This is a genomic window from Tepidimonas sp. (assembly GCF_029335975.1).
In the GTDB taxonomy this organism is placed as follows: Bacteria; Pseudomonadota; Gammaproteobacteria; order Burkholderiales; family Burkholderiaceae_C; genus Tepidimonas.
Map to the genome: position 1 here is coordinate 1 of NZ_JARJMT020000100.1, position 10,243 is coordinate 10,243.

At 67.4% G+C, this 10,243-nt stretch carries 8 protein-coding genes; 2 read left to right on the forward strand and 6 right to left on the reverse strand.

The window, feature by feature from the left end; translation table 11 throughout:
- Together P3W97_RS05450 and P3W97_RS05455 are read left to right on the forward strand one after the other, a co-directional pair.
- The coding region (locus P3W97_RS05450) for a DUF3426 domain-containing protein (protein WP_300844548.1) at positions 1 to 781 on the forward strand (781 nt) is incomplete at its 5' end.
- A 34-nt stretch (positions 782 to 815) separates the two neighbouring features.
- Positions 816 to 1,703 (forward strand): carbohydrate kinase family protein, encoded by an 888-nt coding sequence (locus tag P3W97_RS05455; RefSeq protein ID WP_300844550.1) that lies wholly within the window; start codon positions 816 to 818, stop codon positions 1,701 to 1,703.
- A 69-nt stretch (positions 1,704 to 1,772) separates the two neighbouring features.
- Here P3W97_RS05455 and P3W97_RS05460 read toward each other — a convergent pair whose 3' ends face one another.
- The 6 genes from P3W97_RS05460 to P3W97_RS05485 form a co-directional block, all read right to left on the reverse strand.
- Positions 1,773 to 2,447 carry a histone gene (locus P3W97_RS05460; protein WP_300844552.1) on the reverse strand — a complete coding sequence of 225 codons (675 nt, stop codon included), beginning with the start codon at positions 2,445 to 2,447 and terminating at the stop codon, positions 1,773 to 1,775.
- Positions 2,448 to 2,521: 74 nt separating this feature from the next.
- Positions 2,522 to 3,775 carry a ribonucleotide-diphosphate reductase subunit beta gene (locus P3W97_RS05465; RefSeq protein ID WP_300844554.1) on the reverse strand — a complete coding sequence of 418 codons (1,254 nt, stop codon included), beginning with the start codon at positions 3,773 to 3,775 and terminating at the stop codon, positions 2,522 to 2,524.
- Positions 3,776 to 3,917: 142 nt separating this feature from the next.
- On the reverse strand, positions 3,918 to 6,797 hold the full coding sequence (locus tag P3W97_RS05470; RefSeq protein ID WP_300844556.1) for a ribonucleoside-diphosphate reductase subunit alpha: 2,880 nt from the start codon (positions 6,795 to 6,797) through the stop codon (positions 3,918 to 3,920).
- A 135-nt stretch (positions 6,798 to 6,932) separates the two neighbouring features.
- Positions 6,933 to 7,565: a 1,6-anhydro-N-acetylmuramyl-L-alanine amidase AmpD gene (gene ampD / locus P3W97_RS05475; RefSeq protein WP_300844558.1), complete on the reverse strand. Its 633-nt coding sequence runs from the start codon at positions 7,563 to 7,565 to the stop codon at positions 6,933 to 6,935.
- A 2-nt stretch (positions 7,566 to 7,567) separates the two neighbouring features.
- Entirely contained in the window at positions 7,568 to 8,770 is a 1,203-nt protein-coding gene (locus tag P3W97_RS05480) for a type II secretion system F family protein (RefSeq protein ID WP_300844560.1), read from the reverse strand.
- A gap of 31 nt (positions 8,771 to 8,801) precedes the next feature.
- Positions 8,802 to 10,139, reverse strand: a complete 1,338-nt coding sequence (locus P3W97_RS05485) for an ATPase, T2SS/T4P/T4SS family (RefSeq protein WP_300844563.1) — start codon at positions 10,137 to 10,139, stop codon at positions 8,802 to 8,804.
- Positions 10,140 to 10,243 lie beyond the last annotated feature (104 nt).

Consider the following 10,243-nt stretch of genomic DNA (forward strand, 5'->3'; position numbering starts at 1 on the left):
CCCCGAGACAGCGCCCCCGCCGACCGCCCCGCCACCGATGCCTGCCGCGGAGTCGCCGGGGAATGCTGCGCCTGAGCCCACGCCCGAGCCTACGCCTGAGCCCGCACCTGAACCGCCGCCGTGGCCCGAGTCCGACCGTCAGGAGCCGCGCTACGAAGGGTGCGATCCCGTCCTGCCAGACGAAGCCGGTGGGGCGGATGTGGCGCGCGATCAGAGCGCAGAGCGCGACCCCTTCGTTGCGCGGGCCGAGGCGCCGGCACAAGAGCCGTCGTTCGTTCGCCAGGCGCGGCGGCGGGCTTTTTGGCGCCGGCCTGCCGTGCGGGTCACCCTCGCGCTGCTGGCGCTGGGGCTGGCCGTGCTGCTGGTCGGGCAGACCGCATGGTACTGGCGTGATGCCTGGGCTGCACGCTACCCCGCGGCGCGCCCGGCCTTGACGGCGTTTTGCGACCGCCTGGGATGCACCATCGCGCCGCCCCGACGGCCGCAGGATGTGCTCATCGAGAGTTCGGTGCTGCTGCGGCGGGCGCCGGATCGCTACAGCTTTCACCTCGTGGTGCGCAACCGTGCCGACATCGAGGTGGCGGCGCCCGCGCTGGAGCTGACCCTGACTGATCTGCAGGACCAACCTCTGGTGCGCCGTGTCTGGACACCCGACGCCTGGCCACAGCCCCTGGAGCGGCTGGCGCCCGGGGCCGAGTGGCCGTTGCAGCTGGAGCTGGCCTTCGATCACCCCGATGCGGCCCGCATGACGGGCTATCGGGCCGTGCTTTTCTACCCCTGACGCCTTGCGAGGCGCTGTTTTTCACTGCTTGCCCATGACCATCCTCGTCTGCGGTTCCCTGGCCTTCGACACCATCATGGACTTCGAAGGCCGTTTTGCCGACCACATCCTGCCCGACCAGTTGCACATTCTCAATGTGTCGTTTCTGGTGCCGGGGTTGCGGCGCGAGTTTGGCGGCTGCGCGGGCAACATCGCCTACGGCCTGCGGTTGCTGGGCAGCGCGGTGCGGCCCGTGGCGGCGCTGGGCGCCGATGGCGAGCACTATCTGCAGCGGCTGCGTGCTCTGGGCGTCGATGTGTCTGCCGTGCGCCTGGTGCCCGACAGCTACACGGCCCAGGCGATGATCATGACCGACCGCCACAACAACCAGATCACCGCCTTTCACCCGGGTGCGATGGCGCTGGCCCATACCAACCCCATCACCGCGACCGATGGGGTGACACTGGCGATCCTGTCCCCCGATGGCAAACAAGCCACCTGGGAACATGCGCAACAACTGCACGCGGCCGGTGTGCCATTTGTATTCGACCCCGGCCAGGGATTGCCGATGTTCGACGGCGCAGAGTTGCTGCGCCTGATCGATCTGGCCGATTGGGCCGCTTTGAACGACTACGAAGCCCGGCTGCTGTGTGACCGCACGGGCCTGACCCTGCCCGAGCTGTCGCGGCGGCTGCGCGCCTTGGTCGTGACCTTGGGGGAACAGGGATGCGACGTTTGGCAGGACGGTGAGAGCATCCGCGTGCCCGGGGTGCCAGCGGCCGATATCGTGGACCCCACCGGGTGTGGGGATGCGTTTCGGGCCGCTTTGCTGCACGGTCTGGCCCAGGGCTGGTCGGTCACCGAAGCGGCGCGGCTGGGCAATCGCATGGGGGCAGCCAAGATTGCCACCCGCGGCGGCCAAAACTACCGCTTCGACGTCTGACCCGCAGATTCAGGACAAATCCGCCGTCAGCTCGGGCGGCGGAGTCGCCCGACGCCAGCGGACACCGGCTCAAGGGCGCGGGCCGGTTGGGAAAGGCCAGGCGGCTTTCGGATTGAGCTTGGTTTGCGCGCTGGGTGCGGGTGCGGCGGCGGGCTTGGTCGCTTTTTTCTTGGGCGCAGCCTTGGTGGGTTTTTCTGCGGCCGGGGCTTTCACCGCCTTGTCCGCCTTGGCGGCCTTCGGGACCTTGACCGCCTTGTCCGCCTTATCCACCTTGGCGAGCTTTTCGGCCTTCGCGGGCTTTTCGGCCTTGGCGGCGGATTGGGTCACCGACTTGCTGGCTACAGTCTTGGTGACCGGCTTGTCAGCGGTCTTGGCGCTGGGGGCGCTTGTCTTTTTGGCCGTGGCCTTCTGGGCGGCTTTCGGCGCGGCTTCGGCGGTCGTCGGGGCAGCCGCTTTGGCGGTCTTCTTCGCTGGTGTGGCCTTCACGGCCGTTTTTTTCGCCGGTTTTTCGGCTGGTTTGGCGGCTGCCTTGGCAGCGGGTTGGGCGTCAGCCTTCGGCGCAGCGGGGGCCTCGGCGGCCGTCTTCGTCGCCTTGGTGGAGACGGCCTTCTGGGCCGCTGCTGTCGCCTCGGCCGAGGCTTTCTTGGGTGCCGCCTTCGCGGCCTTCGGGGGGGATGCCTTGGCGGCCGTCTTCTGCTTGGCGGTCTCGGTGGCCGCGCCGGCGGCCTTCTTCGCGGTTGCCATGGGGGTTCTCCTGCTTCAGGTTGGCGGGGGTTGGAAGGGGGGCCGCGAGATGCAGACGACGGGCGCGTCGAGGATCAATCCCAGGACAGCGCACCGCCCGATTGGTACTCGATCACGCGGGTTTCGAAGAAGTTGCGCTCCTTCTTCAGGTCGATCATCTCACTCATCCAGGGGAAGGGGTTTTCTTCGTTCGGGAACAACGGCTCTAGGCCGATCTGGGTGGCGCGCCGGTTGGCGATGTAGCGCAGATAGCCCTTGAACATGCTGGCGTTGAGGCCCAGCACGCCGCGCGGCATCGTGTCTTCGGCATAGCGGTACTCCAGATCCACCGCCTTGAAGAACAGTTCTTTGATCTCGGCCTTGAAGGCGGGCGTCCACAGATGCGGGTTTTCCAGCTTGAGCTGGTTGATCATGTCGATGCCGAAGTTGCAGTGCATCGACTCGTCACGCAGGATGTATTGATACTGCTCGGCTGCACCCGTCATCTTGTTTTGCCGGCCCAGCGCCAGGATCTGCGTGAAGCCGACGTAGAAGAACAGCCCCTCCATCAGGCAGGCGAAGACGATCAGCGATTTCAGCAATGTCTGATCGGCCTCGGGTGTGCCGGTCTTGAAGGTGGGGTCCATGATCGCGTCGATGAAGGGAATCAGGAACTCGTCCTTGTCGCGGATCGACGGGATCTCGTGGTAGGCATTGAAAATCTCGCCCTCATCCAGCCCCAGCGATTCGACGATGTACTGGTAAGCGTGGGTGTGGATGGCCTCCTCGAATGCCTGGCGCAGCAGGAACTGGCGGCACTCGGGCGCCGTGATGTGGCGGTAGGTGCCCAGCGTGATGTTGTTGGCCGCCAGCGAATCGGCGGTCACGAAGAAGCCCAGGTTGCGCTTGACGATGCGACGCTCGTCTTCGGTCAAGCCGTTGGGGTCTTTCCAGAGCGCGATGTCGCGCGACATGTTGATTTCCTGCGGCATCCAGTGGTTGGCGCAGGTGGCGAGGTATTTCTCCCACGCCCATTTGTATTTGAAGGGAACGAGCTGGTTGACGTCGGTCTGGCCGTTGATGATGCGCTTGTCCGCGACATTGACGCGGCGAAATTGTGCCGCTTGGGCGCGCACCGACTGGACAGCCGGGGCGCTCGTGGCAGCCGCAGCGATATCTGGCGTGGCACTCACCGCAGAAACATAGTCAAAGCCCGCAACGGGGGCATGGGGCGTGGTGCCGAAGAGGGGGGCCGCCCCAACGGGCGGTTGCAGCGCGGGCGCGGCCGCGGGCGTGCGGCGTGCCGTTGGGGGGACAACGGTGGGGGTTTGGTCTTCCCAGGTCAGCATGTTGGTGTCCAATTCGTGAAATTATTGAAAGGCAGCGGCGAAATGACAAGCGTTTGATCCCGCTCCAGGCTGCGGGTGGCCTCTGGCGGGCCGAGCTGTTGCGTGAGGGCATCAGCCCGGCCGGCGCTGGTGGCAGGGACCGTCATTGACAGGCTTCGCAGCCGGGGTCGTCGAGGGCGCAGAACTTGATGTCGGTGGCAGGCTCGGCGGTGCCCGAGGCCGCCGCGGCGGGGGGGGCGCCAGCGCTCGGCACAGCGTTGAGCGCGCTGCTGCGCACGGTGGATTTCTCGGCGTGGGTGGCGCCGGTGGTGCGCAGGTAGTAGGTGGTTTTCAGGCCGCGGATCCAGGCGAGCTTGTAGGTCTCATCCAGCTTCTTGCCCGAGGCGCCAGCCATGTAAATGTTGAGGCTTTGTGCCTGGTCGATCCATTTCTGGCGCCGTGCGGCGGCCTCCACCAGCCATGCCGGTTCGATCTCGAACGCGGTGCGGTAGAGTTCTTTGAGGTCCTGCGGCACGCGGTCGATCGGCCACAGTGAGCCGTCGAAGTGCTTGAGGTCCATGATCATGACCTCGTCCCACAGGCCCAGGCGCTTGAGGTCTTTGACCAGATAGCTGTTGATGACGGTGAACTCGCCCGACAGGTTGGACTTGACCGACAGGTTGCCAAAGCACGGTTCGATGGACGCGTCCACCCCAACGATGTTGGAAATGGTGGCGGTGGGCGCGATGGCGATACAGTTGGAGTTGCGCATGCCGTCGCGAGCGATTTTGGCGCGCAGCGCGTCCCAGTCGAGGGTGCGGGAGCGATCCACCTCCAGGTAGCCGCCGCGCTCTTGTGCCAGCAGGTCCAGCGAGTCGATCGGCAGGATGCCGCGGTCCCAGAGCGAACCCTTGAAGGTGGAATAACGGCCCCGCTCCACCGCCAGGTCGCTGCTGGCCCAGTAGGCGTAGTAGCAGATGGCCTCCATCGAACGGTCGGCGAACTCCACCGCCTCGGGCGAGGCATAGGGAATGCGCAGCTCGTACAGCGCGTCTTGGAAGCCCATCAGCCCCAGGCCCACCGGACGGTGGCGCAGGTTGGAGTCGCGCGCCTTTTTGACCGCGTAATAGTTGATGTCGATCACATTGTCGAGCATGCGCATCGCGGTGGCGATGGTGCGCTGGAGCTTGTCGTGATCGAGCGCCTTGCCATTGGGGCCGTCCTTGAGGTGCCGTACCAGGTTGATCGAGCCCAGGTTGCAGACGGCGGTCTCGCTGTCGCTGGTGTTGAGCGTGATCTCGGTGCACAGGTTGGAGGAGTGCACGACGCCGACGTGCTGCTGCGGGCTGCGGATGTTGCACGGATCCTTGAAGGTGATCCACGGGTGGCCCGTTTCGAACAACATGGTCAGCATCTTGCGCCACAGGTCCACCGCGCGCACGGTCTTGCACGGCTGGATCTCACCGCGCGCGGCCTTCTCTTCATAGGCCAAGTAGGCCTGCTCGAACGCTTTGCCGACCTTGTCGTGCAGATCCGGCACGCTAGACGGCGAAAACAGCGTCCAGTCGCCGTTTTCCATCACGCGCTTCATGAACAGGTCCGGGATCCAGTTGGCCGTGTTCATGTCGTGCGTGCGGCGGCGATCGTCTCCGGTGTTCTTGCGCAGTTCCAGGAATTCTTCGATGTCGAGATGCCAGGTTTCCAGATAGCAACACACCGCACCTTTGCGCTTGCCACCTTGGTTGACCGCCACCGCCGTGTCGTTGACGACTTTCAGAAACGGCACCACGCCCTGGCTTTCGCCATTGGTGCCCTTGATGTGGCTGCCTAGCGCGCGCACACGCGTCCAGTCGTTGCCCAGACCGCCGGCGAACTTGGACAGCAGCGCGTTTTCTTTGATGGACTCGTAGATGCCTTCCAGGTCGTCGGGCACTGTGGTGAGGTAGCAGCTAGACAGCTGCGAGCGCAGCGAGCCGCTGTTGAACAGCGTGGGGGTGCTGCTCATGAAGTCGAAGCTGGACAGCACCTCGTAGAACTCGATGGCGCGCGCCTCGCGGTCGATCTCGTTGAGCGCCAGGCCCATGGCTACGCGCATGAAGAAGGCTTGCGGCAGCTCGATGCGCTGCTTGCGCACATGCAGGAAGTAGCGGTCGTACAGGGTCTGCAGACCCAGGTAGTCGAACTGCAGGTCACGCTCGGGACGGAGTGCCGCGCCCAACCGGGCAAGATCGAAGGTCAGCAGCTCAGGGTTGAGCAGTTCGGCCTCCACGCCCTTCTTGACGAAGGCCGGGAAGTACTCGGCGTAGCGCTCGCGCATCTGCGCGTGGGTGGTTTCTTCCCCCAGTACTTCTTTGTAGATGGTGTGCAACAACAGCCGCGCGGTGGCGAAGGTGTAGTCGGGGTCGGTCTCGATCTTGGTGCGCGCGGCCAGGATGGCGGCCTTGTGCACCTCCTCCATCGGCACGCCATCGTACAGGTTGCGCAGTGTCTCGGCGACGATCGGCTCGGCCTGGACGTCGGCACCGAGCCCCTCCACCGCGGAGTGGATGAGCGCCTGCAGGCGTTCGAGGTCGAGGGGGCGCCGCTCGCCGCCATCGACCACATGCAGCACGGGCTGTGCGGGCTGTGTTTGGGCGGCTTTGGCGGCGCGCTCCTGCGCGCGGCGCTCGCGGTAGAGCACATAGGCGCGCGCGACCTCGTGGTGGCCACCGCGCATCAGGCCCAATTCCACCTGGTCTTGCACGTCTTCGATGTGGAAGGTGCCGCCACCGGGGCGCGAGCGCATCAAGGCGCGCACGACCGCCTGGGTGAGCTGGTCCACCGTTTCGCGCACGCTGGCCGATGCAGCGCCTTGTGGGCCATGCACGGCCAAAAAGGCCTTCATCATGGCGACGGCGATTTTGTTGGGTTCGAACGGGACCACCGCCCCGTTGCGGCGGATGATCTGGTAGTGGGCCAGCGTGGTGCTGCTGGCGGCGCGTGGCGGTGCGGCGCTGGTCATCGGGTGGGCGGTGGACGCGGGGGAGGTGAGGGTGGTCTGCATGGATCCTCGCGGAAGATCAAGGCTGCAAATGTTAGCGTCAAACACTAGATGTAGTGTTTGACACCAAACGAAAACACTACCCTTAGTGTAGCGGCGCAGGCCCTGAGGGCAAGGGGGCAGGCTGCAAAAAAAAATCTATCCCTCCGCCCGATCCATATCCCCGGGTTTCTCCGGACCGGAGGGTGCAGCAGACAGATCGCTGGCAAACCATGCCGCTGGCCAGCCAGTCAGGCGGATCAGGTGCGCCCAGTCGAAGCCGGCGCCGGGGTCGCGCTTGCGCCCAGGGGCGACGTGCTCGTGCCCGGCCACCGCGCGCAGCGCCGGCAGGCGTTCGCGCAGCGCCCGCAGCAGCAGCGCCAGCGCCGCGTACTGGGCGTCGGTGAAAGGGGTGCCCTCGAGCCCCTCCAGCTCGATGCCGACCGAGAAGTCGTTGCAGTTGTCGTGCCCCTGCCATGAGGAGCGACCGGCGTGCCAGGCGCGGCGCTGCAGCGCGACGAACTGCACGCACTCGCCATCGCGCCGGATGAGAAAGTGGGCCGAGACCTCCAGCCCCCGGATGCTCTGGAAGTAGGGGTGGGCATCCCAGTCCAGCGTGTTGCTGAACAGCCGCTCGATCCAAGGGCCGCCATACTCGCCCGGCGGCAGGCTGATGCTGTGCAGCACCACGAGCCACGGTTGCACGCCGGCCGGGCGCGGGCCGTGGTTCGGCGACGGCACGCGGCGCGTGCCGGGCAGCCAGCCATCGTCGGGGTCGCTCGGCGCGGTCATGGTCAGCGCACCAGTTGGTTGAGTTGGATGATCGGCAACATCACCGCCAGCACGATCAGCAGCACCACCCCGCCCATGGCAATGATCAGCAGCGGCTCCAGCCAGGTGGTCAGCCGCAGCAGGCGGCGTTGGGCGTCGTTGGCCAGCTGCTGCGCGGCGCGCTGCAGCATGGGCCCGAGCTGGCCGGTCTGCTCGCCCAGCCGGGCAAACGTCACCAGCAGCCCCGCCAGCGCCGGGCGGGTGGCGAGTGCCGCAGCCAGCGGCGCGCCTTCGCGCACCAGCGCGTGCGCCTCGTGCACATCGCGCTGCAGCGCGGTGTTGTGCAGGGTATCGGCGGCGGTGGCCAGCGCCCGCAGCAGCGGAACGCCGGCCTGCACCAGCAGCGCCAGCGTCGCGGCCAGCCGCGCGATATCGAGCTGGCGCGCCAGCCGGCCCAGCAGGGGCAGGCGCAGCCAGGCGCGGTCCAGCGCCAGCCGCGCCGCTGGGCGTTGCCGGGTCAGCCGCCAGGCCACTGCCCCAGCGGCCAGCAGCGGCAGCAGCGTCCAGCCCCAGCCGCGCAGCCAGGCGCTCGCCTGCAGCACTCCAAGGGTCAGCGTCGGCAGCGCGCGCTGGCTGCTCGCAAATGCCTGGGCCACTTGTGGCACGATATATGTCATCAGAAACACGACGATGGCCAGCGCGAATGCCGTGACGATGGCCGGGTACAGCAACGCCGACAGGATGCGTTGGCGCAGCGCCTCAGCGGCTTCGCGCTCGTCGGCCAGCCGCTGCAGCACGGTGCCCAGCCGCCCGCTGGCTTCGCCGGCGGCCACCACCGCGCGGTAGGGCGCGTCGAACACGCGCGGGTGGTGCGCCAGCGCGGTGGCCAGCGTGCTGCCGGCGTGAACCTCGGCGCGCAGTTCGGTCACGAGCGCCTGCTGCGACGCATCGTCGGCCTCACGCGCCAGCTCGGCCAGCGCTCGCTCCAGCGGCAGGCCGCTGTCGACCAGTGCGGCCAATTGCCGCGTCCACGTCGCCAGCCGTGCCGCTGGCCAGCGGTGTGCACCGCTGCCTAGCAGGGCCCCCTCGCCGCGGGCTGTCACCGCCAACGGTACCAGCCCCTGCGCGCGCAACTGCGCGCGCGCGGCGCGGGCATGCTCGGCCACCAGTGTGCCGCGCTGGCGCCGTCCGTGCACGTCGAGGGCTTGGTAGCGGAAGGTCGGCATTGTTGTGGCGAGGATCGAGTCGAGCGCTGGCTCAGTCGCGTGTGACGCGCCAGACTTCCTCGGCGCTGGTCACGCCTTGCGCGACCAGCGCGTCGCCCGCCTGGCGCAGCGGCACCAGGCCGTGCTGCAGCGCATGTGCGCGCAAGGCGGCCTCTGGCGCGCGGTCGTGGATCAAGGCGCGCAGGCCCTCATCGACCAGCATCAGCTCGAACAAGCCCGTGCGCCCCGCGTAGCCAGCCTGGCTGCAATGCGCACAGCCGGCGCCGCCGCAGGCCGGGCAGACCTTGCGCACCAGCCGCTGCGCCAGCACGCCGAGCAGGGAGCTCGCCAGCAGAAACGGCTCGATACCCATGTCCACCAGGCGCGTGACGGCGCTGGGCGCGTCGTTGGTGTGCAGCGTGGCCAGCACCAAGTGGCCGGTCAGCGACGCCTGGATGGCGATCTGCGCGGTCTCGTGGTCGCGGATCTCGCCAATCATGATCACGTCCGGATCCTGGCGCAGGATCGCGCGCAGCGCTTTGGCAAAGGTCAGGTCGATTTTGGGATTGACCTGGGTCTGGCCGATGCCGGGCAGCTCGTACTCGATCGGGTCCTCCACCGTCATGATGTTGAGCCGCTGCGCATCCAGACGCTGCAGCGCCGCATAGAGGGTGGTGGTCTTGCCGCTGCCGGTGGGGCCGGTGACGAGCACGATGCCGTGCGGCTGCGCGACCAGCCGCTCGAAGGTCTGCAGGGTGGCACCCTGCATGCCCACAGCCTCCAGGCTCAGCACACCCTCGGACTTGTCCAGCAGCCGCAGCACCGCGCGCTCGCCGTGGGCGCTGGGCAGCGTGGAGACGCGCACATCCACCGCGCGGCCGCCCAGCCGCAGCGCGATGCGGCCGTCCTGCGGCAGCCGCTTTTCGGCGATGTCGAGCTCGGCCATGATTTTCAGGCGCGAGATCAGCGCCGCATGCAAGGCGCGGTTGGGCTGCACCACCTCGCGCAGCGTGCCATCGACGCGCAGGCGCACACTGGAGTGGCGCTCGTAGGGTTCGATATGGATGTCGCTGGCGCGCTCGCGTACTGCCTGTGTCAGCAGCGCGTTGAGCATGCGGATGATCGGTGCGTCGTCGGCGGCCTCCAGCAGATCCTCGATCTGCGGCAGCTCCTGCATCAGGCGCGACAGGTCGGCCTCGCTTTCGACCTCACTGACGATCGCGGCGGCGGTGGAGCCGCTGCCGTCGGCATAGGCGGCCTGTAAGCGCGCGTCGAAGGCGGCGGCGGCTTCGCGCTGCAGCCGACACGGGCCGTACACGCGCTGCGCCTCGGCCAAGGCGCACATCTGTGCCGCCGGCAGGGCACCGGTAGCGTCGGCGCGCACGGTCATCCAGCGCTCGCCACGGTCCACGTGCAGCAGCACACCGTGGGCGCGCGCCCACGGTGTGCTGCTGCACGTGGACCGTGGCGAGCGCTGGATGACCGTGCGCGCCG